Origin of the sequence: Nonomuraea sp. NPDC049725 (assembly GCF_040674795.1) — a bacterium.
In the GTDB taxonomy this organism is placed as follows: Bacteria; Actinomycetota; Actinomycetes; order Streptosporangiales; family Streptosporangiaceae; genus Nonomuraea; species Nonomuraea ceibae.
The window spans coordinates 318,719-341,746 of sequence record NZ_JBFANJ010000011.1; the positions used below are offsets into that span (position 1 = coordinate 318,719).

General features: G+C 71.0%; 21 protein-coding genes. 8 read left to right on the forward strand and 13 right to left on the reverse strand.

Annotation, left to right across the window (positions count from 1 at the left end):
• Positions 1-42 precede the first annotated feature (42 nt).
• Entirely contained in the window at positions 43-837 is a 795-nt protein-coding gene (locus AB0J53_RS28745) for a sulfite exporter TauE/SafE family protein (protein ID WP_364178065.1), read from the forward strand.
• Between the two features lie 59 nt (positions 838-896).
• On the opposite strand, the gene AB0J53_RS28750 is transcribed toward AB0J53_RS28745, so the two are convergent.
• The 3 genes from AB0J53_RS28750 to AB0J53_RS28760 all read right to left on the reverse strand — a co-directional run bounded on the left by AB0J53_RS28750 (position 897) and on the right by AB0J53_RS28760 (position 3,623).
• Positions 897-1,706 (reverse strand): hypothetical protein, encoded by an 810-nt coding sequence (locus AB0J53_RS28750; RefSeq protein ID WP_364178068.1) that lies wholly within the window; start codon positions 1,704-1,706, stop codon positions 897-899.
• A gap of 112 nt (positions 1,707-1,818) precedes the next feature.
• On the reverse strand, positions 1,819-2,526 hold the full coding sequence (locus tag AB0J53_RS28755) for an MBL fold metallo-hydrolase (RefSeq protein ID WP_364178070.1): 708 nt from the start codon (positions 2,524-2,526) through the stop codon (positions 1,819-1,821).
• Positions 2,527-2,717: 191 nt separating this feature from the next.
• Complete coding sequence (locus AB0J53_RS28760) at positions 2,718-3,623, reverse strand: nucleotidyltransferase domain-containing protein (protein ID WP_364178073.1); 906 nt, start codon at positions 3,621-3,623, stop codon at positions 2,718-2,720.
• 140 nt (positions 3,624-3,763) lie between these two features.
• Between AB0J53_RS28760 and AB0J53_RS28765 the strand changes: the two genes are divergently transcribed.
• Positions 3,764-4,249: a hypothetical protein gene (locus AB0J53_RS28765; RefSeq protein ID WP_364178076.1), complete on the forward strand. Its 486-nt coding sequence runs from the start codon at positions 3,764-3,766 to the stop codon at positions 4,247-4,249.
• Positions 4,250-4,306: 57 nt separating this feature from the next.
• On the opposite strand, the gene AB0J53_RS28770 is transcribed toward AB0J53_RS28765, so the two are convergent.
• Positions 4,307-4,879: a GNAT family protein gene (locus AB0J53_RS28770; protein WP_364178079.1), complete on the reverse strand. Its 573-nt coding sequence runs from the start codon at positions 4,877-4,879 to the stop codon at positions 4,307-4,309.
• An 80-nt stretch (positions 4,880-4,959) separates the two neighbouring features.
• On the reverse strand, positions 4,960-8,496 hold the full coding sequence (locus AB0J53_RS28775) for a serine/threonine-protein kinase (RefSeq protein ID WP_364178082.1): 3,537 nt from the start codon (positions 8,494-8,496) through the stop codon (positions 4,960-4,962).
• 173 nt (positions 8,497-8,669) lie between these two features.
• On the opposite strand from AB0J53_RS28775, the gene AB0J53_RS28780 reads away from it, so the two are divergent.
• Positions 8,670-9,176: a SigE family RNA polymerase sigma factor gene (locus AB0J53_RS28780; protein WP_364178084.1), complete on the forward strand. Its 507-nt coding sequence runs from the start codon at positions 8,670-8,672 to the stop codon at positions 9,174-9,176.
• Complete coding sequence (locus AB0J53_RS28785) at positions 9,173-10,282, forward strand: hypothetical protein (RefSeq protein ID WP_364178087.1); 1,110 nt, start codon at positions 9,173-9,175, stop codon at positions 10,280-10,282. Before AB0J53_RS28780 ends, AB0J53_RS28785 begins: the two co-directional genes overlap by 4 nt.
• 155 nt (positions 10,283-10,437) lie before the next feature.
• Here the strand turns inward: AB0J53_RS28785 and AB0J53_RS28790 are convergent, their stop codons facing one another.
• The 7 genes from AB0J53_RS28790 to AB0J53_RS28820 form a co-directional block, all read right to left on the reverse strand.
• Positions 10,438-10,800 carry a nuclear transport factor 2 family protein gene (locus AB0J53_RS28790; RefSeq protein ID WP_357593979.1) on the reverse strand — a complete coding sequence of 121 codons (363 nt, stop codon included), beginning with the start codon at positions 10,798-10,800 and terminating at the stop codon, positions 10,438-10,440.
• A 159-nt stretch (positions 10,801-10,959) separates the two neighbouring features.
• A complete protein-coding gene (locus tag AB0J53_RS28795; protein WP_364178090.1) occupies positions 10,960-11,367 on the reverse strand; it encodes a hypothetical protein in 408 nt (135 codons plus the stop codon).
• Positions 11,368-11,673: 306 nt separating this feature from the next.
• Positions 11,674-14,178 carry an NPP1 family protein gene (locus AB0J53_RS28800; RefSeq protein WP_364178093.1) on the reverse strand — a complete coding sequence of 835 codons (2,505 nt, stop codon included), beginning with the start codon at positions 14,176-14,178 and terminating at the stop codon, positions 11,674-11,676.
• 51 nt (positions 14,179-14,229) lie between these two features.
• Positions 14,230-15,483, reverse strand: a complete 1,254-nt coding sequence (locus AB0J53_RS28805) for a sensor histidine kinase (protein ID WP_364178096.1) — start codon at positions 15,481-15,483, stop codon at positions 14,230-14,232.
• A gap of 78 nt (positions 15,484-15,561) precedes the next feature.
• Positions 15,562-16,236: a hypothetical protein gene (locus tag AB0J53_RS28810; protein WP_364178098.1), complete on the reverse strand. Its 675-nt coding sequence runs from the start codon at positions 16,234-16,236 to the stop codon at positions 15,562-15,564.
• A gap of 187 nt (positions 16,237-16,423) precedes the next feature.
• Complete coding sequence (locus tag AB0J53_RS28815) at positions 16,424-17,242, reverse strand: GNAT family N-acetyltransferase (protein WP_364178101.1); 819 nt, start codon at positions 17,240-17,242, stop codon at positions 16,424-16,426.
• 112 nt (positions 17,243-17,354) lie between these two features.
• Positions 17,355-18,365 carry a saccharopine dehydrogenase NADP-binding domain-containing protein gene (locus tag AB0J53_RS28820; protein ID WP_364178104.1) on the reverse strand — a complete coding sequence of 337 codons (1,011 nt, stop codon included), beginning with the start codon at positions 18,363-18,365 and terminating at the stop codon, positions 17,355-17,357.
• A gap of 45 nt (positions 18,366-18,410) precedes the next feature.
• Between AB0J53_RS28820 and AB0J53_RS28825 the strand changes: the two genes are divergently transcribed.
• Entirely contained in the window at positions 18,411-19,076 is a 666-nt protein-coding gene (locus AB0J53_RS28825) for a TetR/AcrR family transcriptional regulator (protein WP_364178107.1), read from the forward strand.
• Positions 19,077-19,138: 62 nt separating this feature from the next.
• Here AB0J53_RS28825 and AB0J53_RS28830 read toward each other — a convergent pair whose 3' ends face one another.
• Positions 19,139-20,026, reverse strand: a complete 888-nt coding sequence (locus AB0J53_RS28830) for a type II CAAX endopeptidase family protein (RefSeq protein ID WP_364178110.1) — start codon at positions 20,024-20,026, stop codon at positions 19,139-19,141.
• Between the two features lie 170 nt (positions 20,027-20,196).
• Here AB0J53_RS28830 and AB0J53_RS28835 point away from each other — a divergent pair, with 170 nt between their 5' ends.
• From AB0J53_RS28835 to AB0J53_RS28845, 3 genes are all read left to right on the forward strand, one after another.
• On the forward strand, positions 20,197-21,381 hold the full coding sequence (locus tag AB0J53_RS28835; protein ID WP_364178113.1) for a histidine kinase: 1,185 nt from the start codon (positions 20,197-20,199) through the stop codon (positions 21,379-21,381).
• Positions 21,378-22,064, forward strand: coding sequence for a response regulator transcription factor (locus AB0J53_RS28840; RefSeq protein ID WP_364178116.1), 687 nt, complete (start codon positions 21,378-21,380; stop codon positions 22,062-22,064). Before AB0J53_RS28835 ends, AB0J53_RS28840 begins: the two co-directional genes overlap by 4 nt.
• Before the next feature lie 415 nt (positions 22,065-22,479).
• The gene (locus AB0J53_RS28845) at positions 22,480-23,025 is read left to right on the forward strand and encodes a hypothetical protein (RefSeq protein WP_364178119.1); all 546 of its coding nucleotides are present in this window, start codon (positions 22,480-22,482) and stop codon (positions 23,023-23,025) included.
• Positions 23,026-23,028: the final 3 nt, after the last annotated feature.

A 23,028-nucleotide genomic window follows, 5' to 3' on the forward strand; every position in this document is an offset into this window, starting at 1 on the left:
CTTCCTGGAGATCGTCTTGTCCGTGCCGTGTTCCACGCTGCCGTGCCGGCCCCACGTCCGGGGCGGTCGGTGATGGCCGGGCTGAGCCTGCCGGTGCTGGTCGCGCTCGGCCTGGCCGGGCTGGTCGGCGGGGTGGGGATCACCGCCGTGGGGCCCGGCGGGGTGCTGCCGACCATCGCCCTGTTCGCCCTGACCGATCTGGCGCCGGCCCAGGTGGCCGGCACCGCCATGGTCACCCACGTCGCCACCGGGGCGCTGGCCACCGCCGCCTACACCCGCTCCGGGCAGCTCCGAGACCCCCGGACCCGGCGCACGGCGCTGATCCTCGCGGCGGCGGCCCTGGCCGGCGCCCCCTTCGGTGTGCTCATCAACACGCTGGTGTCCAGGCAGGTGTTCGGCGGGGTGCTGGCCGTCTTCGTGGCGGGCGTGGCGGCCCTGATGTGGTTGCGCGAGCGCCGCCGTCCGGCGGAGACCCGGCCGCACCCGTCACCCGGCGCGGTGGCCGTACTGGGGCTGGCCGTGGCCGTCGCGGCGGGCGTCGTCGGCGTCGGCGGGCCGATGCTCACCGTCCCCCTGCTGGTCGCCCTGGGCGTGCCCGTGCTGGAATCCCTCGCCTGCGCCCAGGCCCAGTCCATCGCCATCGCCGTCGTGGGCAGCGCGGGCTATCTCGCCCACGACGCCGTCGACTGGCCGCTGGCCGTCCTGGTCGGCGTCCCCGAGCTCGCCGGTGTCCTGCTGGGCTGGAAGATCGCCCGGGCGCTGCCCGCCCGCACGCTGAAGTACGCGCTGCTCGTGACCCTGCTGGCCCTCGCCCCCTACCTCGCCCTGCACGGCTGATCCGGGGCCCGCGATCGTACGGCCGGCCTACGGGGGCCTTCCGCCGGCGTACGGGAGAACTACATCAGCTTGCCGGAGGTCAGGATGAGGTCGGCAGGGCAGGTGGCCGGGTCGGTTCTGCGGAGGTGGATCCGGAGGTCCTGACCGGGGGACATGTCGTCCGTCTTGACCTGGAGGGGTAAGTGGGCGGAGTGGAGTTCGCCTCGGAGAGGAGGGACGGGCCCGGTGATTTCGTAGCTGGTTTTCGCTTCCGGGCATCCGGCAAGCTGAAGGCGGATGACGGTGTTTCCGCCGCAGTAGGCCAGGCAGTTGACCCGGTATGTCGTGTCCGTTCGGGAGCGGCTGGCGAGTCGCAGGGTGTAGTGGTCGGTGCAATAGGCGAAGCCCAGAATTGGCCCGCATTCGCGAGTTTTGGCCGGTTTGTCGCCCTTCAGGTATTCGATATCCATGTACCCGGTGGCCGCCCGGGGGATCGTGGCTATTCCCATGATCACGGCGAGAAAGACGACGAGCGCTCCCAGGGCCTGGAGGAGCCGGAGCGCGGGACGGATGAACCGCATGAAACCGGGCAGCGACTTGTTGGCCATCGTGGCGCCCACCAGCGCCGCGACGCCGCCGATCGCTTGCATGACCTTGCTGGAATCCTCGTAGGAAACGCCGAACCACGTCGGCAGGCACGTGGCGCCGGCCAGAAGGCTGCCCAGGAGAGTGAGGGCGCCGGCGGACAACACATGCCGTCTCTTCCCGGCGTTTTCCGCAGCGTCGCGTTTGAACGCGGAGAAGGCGAGGACCGCCCCCGAGAGGACGAGCATGAGAATGCTGGTCACGCAGACGACATGGTCGGCGACCACGGCAAGCTGGAAATCCATGCCACCGTCCCGTCCACACCCAGAGGAAAGGAGACACCGAACCCGAACCCGTTAAGGGGAATGTACTGGGTGAGGAGCGGCTTGGCGATGGGCGACGCCTCACGCTGCCGGGCTACGCGGACTGAACCGCTTCGCGCACTCCGGCCGGCGAGATGCGCCAGGGAGCGCCGTGGCCGGGGAGAACCCAGGACGCCGGCAGTCCGGAGATCCGGTCGAGGGAAGAGAGCGCTTCGGCCGGGTCGTCGGTGAACGGCGCGGGCTGCGGGCCGCCGCGCCCGGTGAGGACGTGCCGCGTGGTCAGCGCGTCGCCGACGAAGAGCGCATCGGCGATCGGGACGTGCACCGCCACGCTCCCCGGCGAGTGCCCCGGCATGCCCACGATCACCGGGTTGCCGGGCAGGTCCAGGACGTCGCCATCGGCGATCGTGGTGACCTCGCTGACGTAGCGGGTGCGCAGGCCGTTCTTGCGGATGGCGTAACCGAAGAACCCGAGCGTCGGGCCGAGACGCATGGGACCCCATGCCGTCTTGGGCTTTTCTCCCGTACGGGTGCGGGCCGCGTCGGCGGCATGCACGAACACCGGTACGCCGTGGGCGCTGCGCAGGCGCTCGGCGAACCCGATGTGGTCGGAGTCGCCGTGGGTCAGCACCAGCCCGCGGATGTCGTCGACGGACTTGCCGAGGGAGCGGAGTTCGCGCTGGAGCTCCCGCCAGTGGCCGGGCAGCCCCGCGTCGATCAGCGTGATGCCCTCGTCGGTGTCGACGAGGTAGCACGCCACGACATCATTGCCGAGGCGGTGCAGGTGCGGTGCGAGCTTCATGGGCTTCCCAACGTTGACGGTCACTCGAGCGCGCTCTCTTTGGAGAGCATTGCCCTGTTGTGAGAGCAATGCTCTCGGTTTGGCGTGCTCCCTGTCAAGAGCACTGATCTCCCTCAGGTGAGGCACCGGCGCGCAGGGGGCGCTGGGTGTGATCATCGGCCCTGACCGCGCCGGACCGCCTGCGTGACTGGTCAGCTCACCTGGGCGATGACGTCGTGGAGGTACTGGACGGCGAGCTTTTCGGCGTGGCGACGGGGTACGAGCCCCGCCGCCGCGTTGTCGAGCCACTGCCGGTAGAGATCGACGCAGGCGAGCAGAGCCCGGCCGGCGTCAATGCGGTCGTAGCCGCAGAGGGTGGCCTGAAGGGCACGCGCCTCGTCCGGTGCGATGGATTCGAGGTGGCGGACACCCCGGGGTGACGCACCCACCCGCCGGGCGGCCAGCGGACCCAGCACGGCCTCGCGCAGGTAGCTGAGGAAGCCGATGACCTCGAACAGTTCGCCACGGCCGAGTTTCGTCGCGCCGTAGTGCACCCAGACCCAGAACCGGTCCTCGATCCACTGGAGGTCGAGCGACGAGTCCGCCGGCGGATGCTCCGCCAGGGAGGCGGCCAGGCTGCCGTCCCGGTCCCACAGAACGTCCGGGTCCTCGATCCGCTCGGCGAAGTCGGACGCCCGCACGAACTTGAAGTCGACATGGAGAAGGGGCGGCCCGACGAGCGTGATGATCAGACGCGGTTCGCCGACGTGCTCCCCGGTGAACCCTGCCACCAGGGCTGCCCACGAGCCGATCAGCTCAAGACGCTCCTCCATGACCCGGTCGAACGCCTCGTCGTCGATGACCACGATGAGATCGACATCGGAATAGACGTCGGGGCGCCCCTTGGCGATCGACCCCGCGACGGCAACACCGGCCACTCTCGGATCTTGCCGAATCCGGGGGAGCGCGTCGCTCAGAAAACGGTTGTGCAGGGAGAGAGAGTCCATGACGTGCCTTTCGATACGGACAAAGTCTTCGAACGTACCATGCTGTTGCGCGCGATCCGCAGCGCGGTGACCGCGGCCGAGCGGCGTACCCGGCGGGCCTCGGCGGCGCATCGCGCCCACCTGTGCCGGCCCTCGCCGCCGTGCCGGTCGTCGCCACTGAGATCAACTGGTGGCGAACCAACCACCCGTGGGCGGCATCAAAAGGAGGGATTTCCACGAACCACTGAAGAAACGGGGCGATGAGGATGAAGATGACTCCGCTGGTTGCGGCGCTGGCGGTCGCCGGCGCGACGCTGGTGATCGCGAGCCCGGCAGGAGCCGTTACCGCTCCGTCGGGCACTTTCGGCCCGTACGGCTACGGCGGCGTCAAGCTGGGGATGACGGCCAAGCAGGCCAAGGCCACCGGCAAGATCGTGCTCAAGTGGCGCGGCTACTGCTCCGGCTGGGACTACAAGGCCCACCGCAACGCTCGCGACGAGGTGGGGCTCTACCTCTCCAAGAAGCGCGGCGTCGCCGTCATCTTCGCGCCGGCCGGGGTGCGCACCCCCAAGGGCATCGGCGTCGGCTCGACCCTTCGCCAGATCAAGAAGGCCTACCCCGGCGTCAAGGAGGAACCGAGCGGCTACTACGCCACCGTGCCCGGCAACCGGAAGGCGCACTACTACTTCGGCCTCAACCGGCAGAACAAGGTCGAGCAGCTCGGCCTTGCCCTCAAGAGCCAGGACTGCGTGAACTGACATCCCTCCGATGGCCAGAGGGCCGTCCTCTCAAGGACGGCCCTCCGCGGCCAGGCCCTAGGAGGCCGCAACCGGGACGGCTGACGGGCGCCACTCCCGCCTGAGCAACCCGAACACCCAAGAGTCGGACACCTCGCCGTTGACGATGCAGTCTTCCCGCAGCGTTCCTTCGCGTACGAATCCGATCTTCTCCAGCACCCGGCCAGATGCCACGTTGCGCGTGTCGGCCTCGGCCTGGACGCGATTCAGGTCCAGTGTGTCGAACGCCCACCCCAGCAACGCGTGCGCGGCCTCCGTCGCGAAGCCGTGGCCCCACATCGCATCGTTCAGGCAGTAGCCCAGCGACGCGCTGCGGTAGTCCGGGTTCCATCCGGTCAGACCGCACCAGCCGACGAAGGCCCCGTCGGAGAAACGGTCGATGGCCACCCGGACTCCGGTGCCCTCGTCCGCTATTTTCCGGCATATCGCGATGAAACGCTCGGCGCGGGCCCGTTCGGTCCACGGCGGGGAGTCCCAGTAGTGCATCACGTGGGTGTTGCTGTGCAGCGCGAAGAGGGCGTCCGCGTCGGCGTCGGCGAAGGGGCGCAGGCGCAGGCGAGCGGTGTTCAGCATGGGGGTGGTCAGCGTCACGGGCACCATCCTGTGTCCTCGGCGGGCGGACCGGCCACCGAATATCCGGGCCGGGCCGGGCCGGGCCCGGCCCGTCGTCGTCATGGCCGGGGGCACGTCTCGTGATAGGGCGCACCCGTGACGTGACGCGCCCATTCCGTCCTGCTCAACGGGCTCCCGGCGCGGGCGCACACCGCCGCCGCGACCGCGCCCGGCTCGACGAGCTGCTCGCGCACCGTCCCGTTGCCGTCGAGCACCAGCACCTTCGTACCGTCGGCGGCGAAGGCCAGGGCCTGCACGCCGTACTGGTTGGCGTCGGCCAGCACCCCCAGCGACGCCCGTCCCGCCAGGTCGAACAGCTGCACCCGGTCGTCCCGCGTGACCGCCGCGACGACGTCCTCGCGCGGCGATCTGACCGCGTGCCCGCTGAGGTTCCCCCTGATCGCCTCCCCGGCCGGGCGGCGGGTGGCCACGTCGTAGACGGTCAGGCGCCCGCCCGCGTCCACGACGGCCAGCGACCGGCCGTCCCGGGTGAAGACGGCGTCGGTGAGCGTGATGCCCTGGCCCGCGCCGCCGAACGGGCCGCCGATCGGCCGGCCGGAAGCGGCGTCGTAGAGGCGCTCGGCGTCGGTGGCGACCGCCAGCGTCCTGCCGTCCGGCGCGAACTCCACGTCCTGAGCCCGCCGCACGTCGCGTGACCACAGCAGGCGGCGGGCCTTCCAGTCCCACATCGCCAGCGAGTACGTGCGGGCGGCGCCGTGCTCCGGCCCCTCCACCACCGTGGCCAGCCGCGTGCCGTCCGGGCTGAACGCCAGCTGTTCGGTGGCGGTGAAGGCGGCAGGGATCAGCCTGGCCAGCTCCCGCCGGGCGTTCGCGTCCAGCACGGAGATCGTCCGGGCGCCGCCGACGGCCGCCAGCCGCCCGTCCTGGCTGAGGGCGAGCGCGGTCGTCCCGTCGTCGCCGGCCCGGCGCTGAAGGATCTCGCCCGGCTCGCCGGGCGTCATCACGCGGATCTCTTCACGGCCGTCGGCCTCGACCCTCAGCAGGCGTCCCGGGGTCAGCGCGGCCTTCGCCCAGTACGTCCTCCCTGAGACCAGTGACACGTCGGCGAGGCTCACGGTGACGACCCGGTCCACCAGGAGGTAGCGCAGGACGCGGCCGTCGAAGGCGACCTGGGGGATGGCGCCCGGGGCCAGGGCCTCGTCCGACAGGCCCTCAGGAAGCGTCACCTCGGTGAGGAAGTGGCCTTCCCGCATCCACACCTGGATGTCGTCGCGGGTGGCCGTGGCGAGCAGCCGCCCGTCGGCGCTGAAGGTCACCTCGCCCTGGTTCCAGAGGGTGCCGCGGTCCCCGATCGTGTGCATGACCGAGCCGTCCCTGACCGACGTGATCACCAGGCCGTTCGGCACCGCCTGCGCCAGCCCGCGGCCGTCCGGCGTGAGGGCGAGCGGCCATCCGCACAGGTCGCACCGGCCGGCCGCGCGGCGGGTGGCCTGCGTGGCGAGGTCCGGGACGCGCCGCCGGTCGATCCGGGTGGGCGAGACGGAGGCGGAGGAGTAGACGGCCGTCCCGGTCGGGGTCATGGGGCCGAGCTTGTCGGCGGTTCTGGCGCGGCGGTTGCGTTCCACGTCCCACAGGTAGTCGTCGCGGTCGATGCGGACCACCGCGTACCTGTCCACGCTGCCGTACTCCACGCTGACCGGCAGGTCCACGCCTTGCCCGAGCTCCTTGTCGAACCGCCACGTCGCGATCCGCCGGCCCGTTCGCAGCTCCCACACCCCGGCCTGCGTGCCGGTGGCCACCAGAACCCGGCGGCCGGTCGGGGAGAGCGCGGCGCCGGCCGGGCTGCCGTCCCCGAGCCCCAGCCTGGCTATCCCGCCTTTGGACCTGCCCGTGGTCACGTCCCAGAGCCGTACGGCGTCGCCGCTCACGCTGGCCATCGTCCGGCCGTCCGCGCTGAGCAGGCGAAGGGTGTCGCCCGCCGTCGCCGGATCCCTGAACATGGACACCTCACGCTGCGCCAGCGACGCCGTCAGCGCCGTCCTGGTCCGCGGCGTGCGGTCCAGCCGCCAGGCGGCCAGGCTGAGGTGCATGGCCAGGCGGGGATCGCTGTGCCGGTACGTGTCCGCGACCTGCGCCAGCCGCGCCGCCTCCGCCTTGCCGAGCTGGACGGCGATGCGGGCCGCCTGCTCGTCGGCCAGCCTGCCCTGCTGCACCGCCAGGCCGCCCGCGACCAGCGCGATCGTCAGCAATCCCGCCAGGCTGAGCGTGACGAGGCGGCTGCGCCTGGCCCTGCGCCTGGTCAGTGCGGCGGCGGACTCCAGGAAGTCGCGTTCCGTGGGGGAGAGGGTGATGTTCCTGCGGGCGGTGGCCGCCCACTGGAGGGCGTTCTCCAGGGCCGAGCCCTGGAACAGGTCGCCGTCCCTGCGGCCCGACTGGTCCCAGCGCCGTGCCGCGGTCAGGATCTCCCGGTGCACGGCCAGGCCGTCCCGGTTGGCCTCCACCCAGTGGCGGTAGCGCGGCCAGGCGCGCGGCAGCGCGGGACGGGTCAGCCAGACCGACTCGCCGTCCCGGCCCAGCAGGTACCCGAACACCTCCAGAATCCTGTTCACCGACGAGACCTCGGGCAGCGACCTGCCCTCGACCAGCTCGGCCAGCTCCGCCCGGCACGCCGACAGCCCGCCGCTCTCACCCACCGTGACCAGCCGCAGGAACACCTCCGGCACCAGCTCCCGCTCCTCCGGGGCGAGCATCCCGTACGCGTCCTCGGCCAGCGCCCCGAGGCCGGGATCGGCGGCGCCGATCACTCCGGCCGCCTCCCTGCCGCCCTGCGCGAGCAGCTGGCCCAGATCCGGCCCCCCGCTGACCAGGGAGAGCAGCAGGTCGCGGGCGCTCGGCCGGTGCCGCGGCTCCTTGCTGAGCGCCGCCTCGACCAGCGGGCGCAGCGACTCGGGCAGCACCCCCAGGTCCGGGATGGACGACAGCACCCGGTGCATGACGGCGCCCAGGGTCGCGGCCTCGAACGGGTCCTTGCCGGTCGCCGCGTACAGCATGATCGCGCCCCACGCGAACACGTCGGCGGGCATCCCCGCCCGGTCGCCGGTGAACACCTCCGGCGCCATGTACGTCGGCGTGCCCCGGACCAGGCCGGTCGCGGTCAGCGACATCTCGGCCGTCCTGGCGATGCCGAAGTCGATCACACGCGGGCCGTCCGGGCCCAGCAGCACGTTGTCGGGCTTGAGATCGCGGTGGATCACCCCGGCGTCGTGAATCGCGGTCAGCGCGGTCGCCACCGCCGTCGCCAGCCGGTGCAGGTCACCGCCGGAGAAGCGGCGTCCCTCGGTGACGGCGGCGCGCAGGCTCGGTCCCGCGACGTACTCGCTGACGATGTATGGCCTGGCCCCGTCCAGCCGGGCCTCGATCACTCGCGCCGTGCAGAACGACGCCACCCGCTGGGCCGCCGCGGCCTCCTTCGCGAGCTGGCCGGCGTCCTGGTCGCTGTGCAGCACCTTGATCGCGACGCGGGCGCCGTCCTCCGCGTACCCCTCGTAGACGACCCCCTGGCCGCCCGCCCCGAGCCGCCCGGCCAGCCAGTACGTCCCCAGGTACTGAGGATCCCCGTCGATCAGTATTTCCACGGAGCGTTGGATGTGCGGTCAGCCGGGAAAGTTTGCGCCTTCCGCGTTGTGTGCCGGGGTTTGTCCCCTCGTCGCCACGAGCTGAGCCATCTCCCCGACCGGGGCCGGCCGATCCTCCGCCTGCAACCTTTCGCCGCGCCGGTGGCGTTGGCAACGGTTGAGAGGAGAGCCCATTGAACCGTCATGAAGGCTTCCGCGAGTTCGTGCTGGCCCGCCAGCAAGCGCTGATGCGCACCGCGTACCTGCTCATCGGGGACGCGCACCTCGCGGAAGACCTGCTCCAGAGTGTGCTGGCCAAGGTAGCCAGGCACTGGCCCAAGCTGTCCCGGGAGGGCAACCCCGAGGCATACACCCGGAAAGCGCTGGTCAACCAGTACATCTCCTGGACGCGCCGGGCACGGCCTGAGGTGGCGAGCGCCAGCCCGCCCGAGACGGGCGTGTCCTATGACGAGGCGGTGCTCGACCGGGTCATGCTGCGCCGGGCGCTGGCCGAATTGACCCGCAAGCAGCGGGCCGTGATCGTGTTGCGCTTCTGGGCGGACCTGACCGAGGCGCAGACCGCCGACGCGCTGGGCTGTTCGATCGGCAATGTGAAGAGTCAGACCCATCACGCGCTGGCCCGCCTGCGGGCGCTCGCCCCCGGCCTGGTGGAGGCGCGCCTTGAGGAGGTGGCCCGATGACGAGGTTGCGTGAGGCACTGGACGGCCTGGCGGAGGAGGCTCCGCCGGTGAGTCTGGCGGACGCCGCCATGGCCGGCTACCGGCGCGGGCGACGGGCGAGGCTGGCGGCGGGCACCGTGGCGTTGGCCGCGGCGCTCGGGGTCGTCGCCACGATGGGCACGATCGAGCTCTGGCCGGGCAGCGTCGACACGGCGGCCACCCAGGAGCGGGTGACCGTGCCCGACCTGCCCACGGGCCGAGTGGGACCCGCCGCCTACGCCTACCAGACACCCTGCGAGCTTGACAAGGAGGACCGCGGCCCGGACTGCTCGGCCGTGGAGTGGCGGGTGGTCACCCGCGACGGCAGGACGTACGCGCTGCCGGACGCGCTCACGTCGGTCCGCGGCGCCACCCGGGTCCCCGTCGCGATCAGCAGGGACGGGCGGAAGGTGGCCTACTACAGCCACGACGCCGGCACGCACGTGGTCCGCGACCTGGTCGACGGCGAGGAACTGACCTCGCCCGTGCCGATCCCGGAGAGCCGGATCGGCATCGGCTCGACGCTGGCGATCTCCGACGACGGCCGCTACCTGGCGTTCGACCCGCGCGAGGGAAGCAAGGACCCCGGGCTGCTCATCGACCTGCGCACCGGCAGGACCACGCAGGTTCCGGGCGTGTACGAGGTGGTCGGCGTCAAGGACGGCGTCGCCTCGCTGGTCCGCTACCGCAAGACCGACCTGTGGTTGATGCCGGTCACCGGGGGCGGCCGGCCGGTGCGGTTCGACGGAGTGTTCATCATGTTCAGCGAGCTCGCGCCTGACGACCGCACGGTCGTCGCCGTACGCCACTCACAGTCCGGCTCGCGCGAACTCACCGTGCTCGACGCCAGGACCGGGCGGACCCTGCGGCCGGTGCCCGTGCGCGGCCTGCCGAAGGGCAGCGCCATCGACGGGACCGGCGTGTGGCTCAACCCGAAGGAGGTCACGGTCATCGCCGCCGACCTCAGAGGGCGATACGCCTACGCCGTCGACGTGACCACCGGCCGGTCCCGGCTCGTGGCCGACTACGGGAAATCCTCCTCCCGGACCACGCTCGCCCTGCCCGGCATCAACGGCGAGTTCAAGTAGCGGGTGGTGGCGTGGCGGAAGACGTGCGCGCCTCTGCCTGTTCGACCAGGTGGAACCACTTACCCATCAATGTGGGTTACACCTGTCCGGTCATGTCCCCGACGTGAAGAGGACATGACCGGACTGGACTGCCAAGGCCAGCGAGAGCGCCTATGTCAATCGGTCGTGCCGGCGTGCACGGCGATGATTCGCCAGCCGTGCGTCTCGGTGTACAGCCACGTACGGGTGTAGCGCATCCTGGCCGAGAACGGCGCACCGGAGACGGTCCCTTCGACGGTGCCGAGAAACCACGTCACCCCGGTGTGCCCATCGGCGAGCACGGTCAAGTCCTCCTCGGCCACCTTCGTCAGCACCTGCGTCCGGGTGCGGTGCAGCTCCAGGTCGTCCGCCTTGGTCGCCACGTTCGCACCGAACGTGAAGATCAGCCGATCGTCCAGCAGCCGATCCAGCGCCTCGACATCTCCGGCGAGCTGCGCGGCCTGGAGTCGGCGTTCGGCGTCCCGCAAGTCTTCCATCATGACGCCCACCCTCCCAGCCGGGGTCGTTTCCCCGCCAGGACGTTCACGCTCGGCTGATCTTCGCAGCCCGGTCCAAGGGCCCCGGCGGCGCGGGGGCGGGCTCTCCTGCGGGGCACGGAACTGCTGGGCCGTTTCGGCACAGCCCAGCAGCGGCTCGGGTCAGCCTTCGAAGCATTTATCGGATATTACCTTGCCTGTATTTCTGTCCTTGCATACCTCGCAGTGACGGGTCTTCGTCTTTCCGTCCTCGATTATTTGGCTCGTCTTGACCGTGCAGGTGATCTGCTTCGGCCCTTCTTCCTTCTGGGGTTTGCCGGCCTTCGGCTCGCAGTACTGCTGCTTCCAGTTGCCGTTCTTCGTCTTGCAGAGCCGGCACCGGTTCTTGCTGCCTTCCATCCACTTGCATTTCGGGGCCGCGGCCGCCGCGCACGCGCCGAGTGACGCCGGTGCCGCCGCCGGCGTGCTTTGAGTAGAGCCCCCGGCCCGGACCTGCGGAGTCGCCGACACCGCCGAGGGAGCGATCGCGACCGTCACCAGAGCGCTCGCCGCGAATACTTCCTTGAGCATGAGACCACCCCCTTTTTTTATGTCGCCTCGCGCTTTCTCTTTCCATCGTCACTCCTGCTTCCGGGCCGACGTCAAGTCGCTGCGCAAGATTTCCGAAACCGCTGCCGCGCGGCGGTGCGGGAGTTTTTACGGTCGATTCAAGCTTTTACGCAAACACTGCATTGTGCGGCCTGTCCCCAAGGAGTCGTGGCCTGGTTTTCCCCAGGTACGCACCCTGGTCGAGCATGTTCGCCATCGGAGGGTGGGGGCATGGCGACGTGCCCGGTCAGGCTCGACGCTGACCGGGCACAACTCAAACCTGGGGTCCTACGGGTGGAACTTGGCGAAGTAGTCGGGCGGCAGCTTGTTGAGCCAGGCGTGCGTGACGCCGGTCCAGCCGATGCGCAGGAAGTCGGCCCTGCCGTCCCCGTCGAGGTCGGCGAAGTGGATGTCCTTGACCGGCACCTCCGCGTCACCGGCTATGCGCCCGATGTCGCGATACTTCCCGCCGGCGCCCTTGGCTCCTTCGTTGATCCAGGCCCTGGCGCCGCCCTTGGCGGTGATGAGGATGCGGTCGGCGCGCCTGTCGCCGTTGATGTCGGCGTAACGGATCTCGCGGGGGTACTTGAGCGCGCCGCTGATCTTCTGGGGCGGGGCCCAGCCCAGGTATTTGCGCTCGCCCTTGACCTGGAAGTCCCTGTTGTACCACGCGGTCGCCGTACCGTCGGGCTTGAGCAGCAGGTAGTCGTCGCGCCCGCCTCCGGTGACGTCCGCGAAGCGGATCCTCGTGTTGGGATCGATGGTCAGCTTGTCCCCTTCTGAGCCGTTGGAGAAGACGTTCGCCACGCCGTCGTACTTCTTCATGCACATGCGCTGCCCGGCCGGGGCGCCGGCGTTCCACGTGCGCACGTCCACCTGCCCGGTCAGCCATACGGTCAGGCAGTCGGGGAAGCCGTCGCCGTCCACGTCGGCGAAGCGCAGCATGTTGCCGACCGCGCCGCCGGGCGGCTTGTAGGAGTGGGTGCCCTCCACGAACGGCACCCACTTGCTCCCCGAGGGCCCGCTGTTCCACCAGAACCGGAAGTTCTGGTTCGTGTCCACGGTCACGAACTCGGCCTTGCGGTCCTGGTTGATGTCCACCATCCAGAACCTGTTGCTGGAGGGGAACTGGGTCTCCTGGATGACGCCGCGGTCCTCCCAGCCGGTGCCCAGCTTGTCCGACGTCGGCACGTGCAGGCCGGGGCCGTGGTCCACGAGACCACAGGGATTGCTGCCCGCGTTCGCCGCCATCGCGTGGGGCTTGCGGATCCAGTTCTTGCCCATGGCCTCGCGGGCCGCCTTCACGAACGCCTCGCCGATCTTGCGGTAGCCGGCGGCGTTCGGGTGGACGTTGTCGGAGCCGATATCGGACAGGTCCAGCCCGGTGGTGTCGGCGTACCCGACCCGCAGTCCCTGGCCGGCCAGCCGTCCGGCCAGCTCGGCGATCTGGGCGGTGAACGCCTCTCCGCGCCGGTTGGTGGCCGGGTCGCCGAACGGCTGCATGCCGGCCACCAGCACGGTCACGCGCGAGTCGTCCTCGATGACCTGCTTGATCAGGGATTCGAGCCGGCCGATCGCCCCGCCCATCTCGTGGTCATAGATGACGTCGTTGCCGCCCGCGATGAGCGTGATGAGGTTGGGCTGGTACGTCTTGACAGCGCACCGCGCCTTGTCGGCGATCTGGTTGATCTTGTATCCCCGCCAGCCTTCGACGTCGCGGTCGGGCATGGTCCCGACCCGTACGGATCCGACCCAGTCCACCTTGGGGGTGGTGTCCTGGGCGGCGGCCGCCGCCGCGCCCTTGGCCTCGAAGAGGTCGCTGAACCCGTGGTCGGCCACGTCTCTGTAACCGTTGCCGTCCGGGCTGCCCTCACCGAAGGTGCTGGACGACCCCAGCCCCATCACCCGCAGGGAGTCCGCGGGTTCGCCGTCGCCGCCACCGTCGTCGCCGCCACCGTCGTCGTCACGAGGCGGGGTGTTCGGGTCCGGCATCCCCGGCGGCAGGATGTTGGTGTAGATGTTGAAGTCGAAGGGCAGCTCCTCCTCCTCGTAATACTCGCCGTTGGCGACGAGCCGGCGGTCGGCCTTGGCGAGGTCGCGGGCGAATTCGTTGCCCTGGTCCTTGAGGGCGAGGGTGGCCGAGCCCCAGTCGTGTGCTGCGAGCTTGTCGCGCAGCGCGTTGGAGGGGAAGCCGCTCCAGCTGATCAGGTCCGGCTCGTGCCAGCGCCCCTCGTGGTTCTCCGGCTGCTCGCCCTTGTCGGCGAACCGGAACGAGTGCGTGTCGCCGCCCTGCAGGTGGTAGACGATCTTCGGGTGGTCGCCGTCCATCTCGATCTCGGCAGGCTCCCTGACGACGTAGCTGCCGTGCTGGGAGGCGGCGACGTACTTGACCTCGTTGTCCTTGGTCCAGACCACGATGTGTTCCCAGTCGTGGACGTGCCCGTTGTGTACGAGGGTGCCGTCGTTCTTCTGGTCCTTCTGGAAGTACAGCGCGTACTTGTGCGCGCACCAGCCGTTGGCGTTGCACCGGGTGCGCGCGTACATGTTGCTGTTCTTCAGGTCGGAGGCGTCGTGGCACGCCCCGTTGCGTGCGCCGCCGAGCTTCAGCCCCGGGTTCATGGTGCCGTCGTGGCCGATGGCCACCGACGGGTAGCAGCCGTCGTTGTCATAGTCCAGGAGCGGCCGGAACTTCAGGTGGGCGGCGCTGGCGCTCTCCGCGATCTCGGGAGGGGGCGGCTCGGCCCACGCGGGCGCGGTGACGCCCACGATGCCGAGGCCGGCGACCAAACCCATGGTCAGGGCATGGGCCGCGAGCCTTAACGATCTTCTCATGAATGCTTCCCCTCAGCATTGGCATGCCGGCCGTCGATGACCGGATCGACCTTCGCCTGGCCAGGGTCCACCACCGGCGCGATCTTCCAACAGACCACCTGCTGTCCATTTTGTGGTCAGAAGGGGGCGTCCTCCTGGGGCATCAAGACGGACGCCTGCCGGCGTCCCCGCCGAGACCGTCGTCGGCAGGGGCAGCATCACCTCCACCCGCGTCCCCCGCCCCGGTTCGCCGGTGATGACGCAGATGCCGCCCAGCTCCGCCGCCCGCTCCCGCATCGAGGAGAGCCCGACGCCGGGCCGGTGGGACTCCGGCAGGCCACGCCCGTCGTCGGTGACGGTCACCCGCAGCACGCACCGCTCCCGGCGCAGCGTGACGGTAACGGTCTCGGCGCCGGCGTGCCGCCGGATGTTGGTCAGCGCCTCCTGGACGATCCGGTAGACGGCCACCTCGACGGCCGCCGGCAGATCCGACAGCGCCCCCTCGACCCGCACCGGCACCTGCGGCCCCGCCAGCTCACGCAGCGCCCGGGCCAGGCCCAGGTCGTCGAGCGCGGGCGGGCGCAGCCCGTGCACCAGCTCGCGGACGTCACCGGCCACCGCGTCCATGCCGGTACGCAGATCCTGCAGAAGGGCGTCGGCCGAATCGGGCGAGTCCTTGAGCCGGCTCCGCGCGATGTTGATGATCATCGCCATGCTCGACAAACTCTGGCCGAGCCCGTCGTGCAGATCGCGGCGCAGCCGGCGGCGCTCCTCCTCGCGGGTGCTGAGGATCCGTTCGCGTGAGCGTTGCAGGTCGGCGGCCATGCGCACGGCGTGCGCCACGTCGGCGGCATACGGGGCGAGCGTGGCCAGCACGCGCTCGTTGTGCGCGGCCGGGAAACGCCGCGGGCCGGGCGCGCCCACCAGCAGGCGGCCGACCTGCTCGCCGTGCCAGACCAGCGGCACCCGCCGCGGCGCGGCGCCGACGCGGCCGTTCTCGACGTAGCGCGGCTCGCCGTCGGCGACCTCGACGGCCACGCCCTCCACCGCCAGCCCGTCCTTCAGCACCGCCACGACCGACGTGAGCGCCTCGGCGGGATCACCACGCCGGATCGCCTGGGTCAGCCGCTCGGCCAGCAGCGCGGGGTCACCGACCCTGCCGTACAGCAACCGGCCCACCAGCCGCCGCAACGCCATCGCCGTGTAGATGAGCGTCCACCCGACCATGATCATCACCTGAAGACACGGGCTCAGCGCGAGCGTCGCCCACGGGATCAGCGTCGCCATCCGGCCTCTGCCTCTCCTGGAGCTGGACGCATAGTGCACGCCTTCGGATGGATGAATCGTCATAAAGGCCGCTCGCTGTCACGCGAGGGCGAGGTGCCGTGCTCCCGGGACGCCGCTCCGCCATTCGGTGTCCGTCATGCGCAGTACGCGCCGTCCGATCCAGCCGTAGGCGGCCAGGTGCAGCAGGGCGCCGGTGGACTGGGCGACGGGCGTCTGGTCCATGGTCAGGAACGGCACGAGGGTGCCGGCCAGTGCGGCGGCCGGGACCCACCAGGGCACGGACTTGACCTTGGCCAGGGTCACCAGCAGCGCGGTCAGGGCGAGGTGCAGCGCGAAGCCGGGCAGGAGCATTCCGTACACGAAGCCCGGCAGGCTGTTGGCCTGCTGGGTGACCGCTTCGGCCTGGGCGTCGGGCAGGGTCTGGGCCAGGGCCAGGTCGTAGAAGTCGGTGGTGAACAAGGTCAGCCCGAGTCCGGCGCCGATCAGCCCGGCGGCGGTGGCTATCCCGCTCGTCATGGGGGCGCGCCGGCGCAGGAGGTGTCCCAGGGCCAGGACGACCGGGATGAGGCTGAGCGCCGCCCAGATGTAGAGCAGGGCGCTGACCTGGACCGCCGTCGCGCTCGTACGGAAGACGGCCGGATCGTGCTCGGCCCCCGGCGGAGAGGTGAGGAAGGCCAGGAACTCCAGCACCGGCCAGGCGAACAGGGCGATTGCGGCGGCCACCCGCCGGAACGCGTCAGGATCCTTCATCATGCTGCCAGCCAACCGGCAACCGGTCCCGGGCAGCCCGGGGCCCTGGTCCCCGATGCCCGGGAGGAATGTCCCGGGCGCCGGGGCTTGAAGCGCGGCGAGCGGTCCGGCGTAGACGCCGGGCACGGCCATCAGCGGCGCACCCCCGGCTCGCTGATCTCTACGCGACCGGCCCCCTTCTGATGTCCGGTCAGCCCATCGAGATGAGGATGGGCGCGACGTATCGGCTGCGGTCGCCCGGGTGCCGGTCGGCGCCGTGGACCATCGTCGGCAGGGCCGACGGTCCTTGCACGGGCCCCAGCCCGGTGAGCCACGGACGCAGGCCCGGGTAGGCGTCCAGCAGATCGATCCGCACGTCGCGGTCGGCGCCGTGCGCGGCGGCCAGGATGAGCTCGCGGGCGGCCTCCTCCGAAGGCGCGACCACGGGACCGATGACACGGTGGGGGCCGGCGTTCCAGGCCACGGAGAAGCCGCCGTCGGCCATGACCACGCGCTCCGCCATGGACAGCAGGGCGGACAGCGCCTTGCTCCGGTCGGCCCCGGTGATCTCCGCGTCCAGGGCGATCAGCGCGGCGTGGTCGTCCGGTGTGACCACGCGGACGGCGGCCGACGACGCCGTCTCCCGCATCGGCCCCGTGGTGATCGTCAGGCTTCCCGTCGGCCGGAAGCCCAGCCGCTCGTAGACAGGGCGCCCGAAGCGGGTCGCGGTCAGCTCCACGACGCGGTCCCCGGCAACCTCCAGGGCATGCTCCATCAGCCGGGTGCCGAGCCCCTGCCTGCCGTACCTGCCGGCGACGATCATCATGCCGACGCCGGCCAGCGCATCGCCGTACGGACTCACCACGACGCACCCGGCCAGCCCGTCCCCGTCCGCCGCGTCGACGGCGTAGACCTCGCCCGCCTCGAACATCAACCGCCACTTGGCCTCGTCGGTGGCCCAGCCGCGATCGGCTTCGAGCCGCCGGCACAGGGGCAGGTCCTCCGGACCAAGACGTCGAATATCACTCACAGGCTGAGAACCTACATCCCCCGGTTTCGCCATGAAGGCCGGGCCCGGCGGGACGGGCCTGGTCTGCACGCTGCTGCTCTGTTCCTGGAGGCGGGTTCGTGCTGAGCGACGGTCATGCGGGGGCGTCGCCGAGGTCGAGGGCGAATCCGCCGGTGGCCAGCTCGGTCAGGAACGGTACGGGGTCCACGAGCTGCTCGATGTGGGCGGCCCCGGGTGGCAGGTCAGGAAGGTGGCGGATGAGCAGGGCGGCGGTGCGCCCGGTGGCGAGGCTTTGCCGCCGTCCGGTGAAGGAGGCCTGGACCGCGCCGCAACGCACCGTCACGGCGAAGCCGTCACCGCCGACGTGGGCCGTGCCGAGCGCGCTGAGCAGCAGGCGACGGACCTGGGGGCGGTGAAGCAGGCGGGCGACGGCCGGCCGTCCGGCCACCGACAGCAACCGGGTGACCAGGCGGGAGTCCAGGCACAGTCCGGTACGGGCCGAGGGGACGTCCAGGGTGGTGGGCAGGGTGTGCTGGTCGGAGAACGGGAAGCGGTGCACGGTGCGTTCGCCGTACGGCGCGGGGAAGTTCATGGTCCACGAGCCGTCGAGCCGGCCGAGCCCGTCCAGCGTCCAGGCGAGTGCGGCGGGCCCGTGTGCCTCGCCCGAGCCGAGCAGCGCGCCGATGAGCAGCTCGGTGGAGGGGGAGCGTTCGGCGCAGACGCGGGCCAGCAGGTTGGTGACGCCGGGGATCAGGCCGACGCTCATCGCGAGCGTCGCGCCGTGCTCCCTGGCCGGCTCGTCCAGGGCCTGGAGGGCGGCGAGCAGGGGGTGGGAGGCGGTCACGTCCACGTAGTGGATGCCGCGTTCCACGCAGGCGCGGGCGACGCGGGCGTTGTCGATCTCGGCGCACATGAGCACGGTGTCGACCCCGTCCAGCGCTCTGGCCAGGTCGGCCGGGTCGGCGGCGTCCACGCGCCTGGCGGTGGTGCCGGGGACGGGCGGAGCCTTGCCGGGGTTGCGCCCGGCGACGATGACGTTCGTGCCGGGGTGGCCGGCAAGCGCGTGCGCGGCCTCGCGGCCGACCGCGCCGTAGCCGCCCAGGACGAGGATCGAGCGCGGCGCCCTTGAGCCCGGGGTTTTCATAGTCACACTATAAGAATGTTTTCATAGTGCCGCTATAGTCAAGTCGTGAGCGAAACACCATCGGGGCGCGTACCCGGGAAGAAGGAGGACGGGCGCACGGCACGGGCCCGGTCCACCCGCGCCCGCATCGTCACCGCGGCCGCCGAACTGTTCACCACGGCGGGCTACACCACCACGAGCATCACCGCGATCGCCGCCAAGGCCGAGGTGAGCGAACCGACCGTCTACTACTCCTTCGGCACCAAGCGGGCCATCCTCACCACCGCCCTCGACCTGGCCGTCGCCGGTGACGACGAGCCCATCCCCACCCTGGAACGGCAGTGGGTGCGCGACGCTCTCGCCGACCCCGACCCGCTCGGGCAGATACGCCGCCAGGTCGCCGGAGCCGCGGACATCTACCTGCGCGCCGCACCCTTGCTGGACGTGGTCCGCAGCGCCGCCACCACCGACCCCGACCTGGCCGAGGTCTGGGCCGCCAACCTCCAGCAGCGCCTCACCGTGCAACGCGTCTTCACCGACGCCCTGGCCCGCAAGACGACCCTGCGCGACGGGCTCACCGCCGAGGCCGCCGCCGACGTCGCCCTGGCCGTGCTCTCGCCGGAGAACTACAACCTGCTCGTCAACCACCGCGGCTGGTCCCACCAGCAGTGGCAGGACTGGGCCGTCGACGCGCTCACCCGCCTGCTCACCCCGGCGGACGGCCACGCCTGAACTGCGTGCACGGCCCACCCGGCCCAGGTCTGGTGCGATGACGGGACGTACGAGCCGGGGGGTCAGGCGGGGTGCTCGGTGCGGCGGGAGCGGGGCCGGATCTGGCCGTTACGCGCGGCCCGCCGCAGCAGGAGGACGGTGGGCACCAGGCAGAGCAGCAGGGCGAGCAGGCTGGCCTCGGGTCCGAACGTCCCGCCGGTCAGCACGGACGGGCCGGACAGCGTGACGTTCAGCAGGCCGTGGGACGGCACGTCCGCCCCGGAGATCGTGACGCCGAAGATCCCGCTCTGGGTGAAGTTCCACGCGAAGTGCAGCCCAATCGGCAGCCACAGCGCACGAGTGGCGACGTAGGCGGCGGTCATCAGGAAGCCGCCCGTCAACGCGATCGAGAGCGCACCCCACAGCGTGGCGTTGGGGTTGACCAGATGCAGCGCGCCGAACAGCAGCGTGGACACGGCCAGCGCGCCGGCCGTGCCGATGCGCCCCTCCATGATGCGGAACAGAACCCCGCGGAACAGGAGCTCTTCGGCCACCGCGACGCTCGACATCATGCCCACGGCGCCGACGAGCCCGCCGACGGAGCCCCAGGACACCTCCTGCCAGCCCCCGAACATCGCGATCAGCACCATCAACCCGGCGAACAGGCCGAACCCGAGCAGCGTCCCGCGCCACAGCTGGGACCGGCTGCCCGCCTTCGGGAGTTCGGCGATGTCCGGGCGGAGCTCGACGGTCCGGCACAGCCATCGGTAGCAGGCCACGGCGGCGACGGCCAGGCCGACCCCCACCGGCAGGGCGAGGATCGGGACGGGTGAGACGACCTGGTTGATCCCGGCGATCGCGGTCATCACACCGAACATGGCCACCAGCAGGACAGGGAAGCGGAACTGCCGCAACCGGAGCCGCCCCGCCGAGGGGGCGGCCTCCGGGGAAGCGCTTGCCGGATGTTCCATGGACGCCATGATCGCGTTCCTCTCGACCGAGTCGCCGCGGCGATTTCCGCGACCTCACCGAGACTAGGAAGCGGCGCGGGGCCTGCCATCCCACCGGAACGGACATTCGCTGTAGCTCTCACGGGGGATGGAGGCACGGCGGAACCGGCCTGCGCCATTAAGCTTGCACGGTGTTCGCGAACGTCGTCCGTTCTGCCCGCTCCTGGCTGGACTTCTGGGGAACCCGCTCCACCCTCGCCAAGGACAGCGCGCTCGCGGCGTCGCTCACGCTGCTGGGGTTCGTGCCGACACTGTCAACGATCGCGGCGCGGATCGGCGATCTGGCCGAGCGGCCGTCCGACGCGGCGGCCGTGGTGCTGACCCTGGCGCAGTCCGCACCGCTGGCCGTGCGCAGCCGCTGGCCGGCGCTCTGCCTGGCGGTCACCGGCACCGCGTTCGCCCTGCACCAGGCGCTGGCCTATCCGCCGACCTTCGCCAGCATCGGGCTCTACCTGGCGGTGTACGCGGCCGGAGCCCATCAGGCCCGGTTCCGTCACGGACTCGCCGCGGCGTCGACCGCCGGCTACGCCGTGCTGGCGGTGGTGCTGCACGGCCTGGGGTCGCCCAGCCGGATCCAGGACTTCGTCGCGTTCTACCTGACCTTGGCGGTGATCTGGACGGCCGGCGCGGCGATGCGCCGGTGGCGGGCGGACGAGGCCGAGCGCCGGCGGCTCAGCGCGGACGTGGCCAGGGCCGCCGAACGCGCCCGCATCGCCCGCGAGCTGCACGACGTGGTCACGCATCACGTGACCGCCATGGTCGTCCAGGCGGACGCGGCACAGTTCACGTCCGGCACGACGGCGGGGTTCGCCGCCATCAGCGACAGCGGACGGCGGGCGCTGACCGAACTGCGCCACCTGCTCGGCGTACTGGAAGCCACCGGCGACTCGGGCGGCGCGGACCGCGCGCCGACGCTGGCCGGGATCGCCGGCCTGGTGGAGAACGCCCGCCTGTCCGGCCAGCCCGCCGAGCTGACCGAGCACGGCGAGCAGCGGCCACAGGCCGTGGACGTCGAGCTGGCCGCCTACCGGGTGGTGCAGGAAGCGCTCACCAACGCGATGAAGCACGCGCCGGGACGCCGCACCACGGTCACGCTGCACCACCACCCCGACCACCTCGCCGTCGAGGTGACCAACGACGGCCCCGCCGACGCCGTGCCCGCCGTGCCCGTCGTGCCCGCCGTGCCGTCGGGCGGGCGCGGGCTGGACGGCCTGCGCCGGCGGCTGCGCCTGCTGGACGGCGAACTGGTCACAGAGCACCGGCCCGACGGCGGGTTCGGCGTACGGGCCCGCATCCCCGCCAGGAGTGAGACATGACCGACACCCCGATCAAGGTCCTCGTCTGCGAGGACCAGGAGCTGGTACGAGCCGGCTACATCGCCATCTTCTCCGCCCAGCCCGACCTCGACGTGGTCGGCGAGGCCGCGGACGGCCGGACGGCAGTCGAGGCGGCGCGACGGCTGTGCCCGGACGTCATCGTGATGGACATCCGGATGCCCGTCCTGAACGGCATCGAGGCCACCCGGCAACTGGCCGGCCCCGGCAGCGCCACTCCGGCGAAGGTGCTGGTCGTCACCACGTTCAACGTCGACGAGTACGTGTACGAAGCGCTCAGGGCGGGAGCCAGCGGCTTCCTGCTCAAGGACACGCCACCGGCGGAGCTGGTCAACGGCGTGCGTACCGTCGCACGCGGCGAGTCGCTGCTGGCCCCCGCCGTCACGCGCTCCCTCATCGGCCACTTCGCCGACCGCCTCCGCCCCGCCGACACCTCCGGATCGGCCCGGGAGGAGGTCGTACGGGCCCTGACCCCGCGCGAGCTGGAGGTGCTCGAACAGATCGCCGCCGGACTGTCGAACGCGGAGATCGCCGCGAAGCTGTTCATCACTCCCGAGACCGTGAAGACGTACGTGTCACGCATCCTGGCGAAACTGCACCTGCGTGACCGCGTCCAGGCGGTCGTGCTCGCCTACCGGGTGGGACTGGTCTCGACCGCGTACTGAACCAGCCGGTCACACCGCCTCTCCCGGGAATTGTCGGTGGCGTGCGGCACAGTGATCGCATGAGCGACTCGCCTGCCACCAGCGTTGTGCCCGATGCCCCCAGTTCTGTCACCCGGGCCGGTGCCCCTGCGCAGGCCCTCGTCTGTTCCACCTGCCAGGGAGTGATCGTCGGCGTCGAAGCGGGAGCCTTCACGGTCCGGCGTGGCCAGCTGATTCTCAGCAACGGCTACTGCCAAGGAGACCGTTGCGGCTCAGCGCGATGACCTCCGCTCGCCACGATCGGGGTCCGTCTGGGGGATGACCTCGATCGCGACCTCCGGAGGATCTGGCCGAGACCTGACGCCGACGTTCAGGGCACCCCCGCGGCGACAGACTGGCGGAGTTGTAGAACGCAATCTCCCGAGGGGGCCGCTACATGACTGGTACGAAGAAGCTGTGGGCACGACGTGGAATCGCCGGACTGGCTGCTGCGCTCGCGTTGATCACCGGGACGGCGGCGGCGTCCTTCGCCGGCACCGCGCCTTCCGCCCCCGAGCCTCGGCTGTCGGGATCCGCGGGCGGCGTCCTGACCAAGGCGTTCGGGTCTTGGGCCGGGGACCCGGTGAAGTTCCAGATCGAGGCCCGTGGCGGACCCGGCACCACGAAGGGGCGCTTCCAGGTGTTCCACGGGAACAGCAGGACCGGTGGCGTCGTCGCCGAGTTCGAGGGGAAGATCACCTGCCTGCTGGTGGGCGGTGAGGTCGCCGTCGCCACCGGCGTCATCACCCGTGGTCAGGCGAACCTCACGAATGACAAGAACACTGACGTGACCGGCCAGAAGGTGTCGTTCACCGTGCACGACGACGGGCGTTCCGACAGGCTCTACTGGATGTGGGGGTTCATGAACGCGCCGATCAACGACTGCCAGGGCACGGCGCCGATCCTGAAGACGAGCCACGGGAACTTCAAGGTCCGGGACTGACGA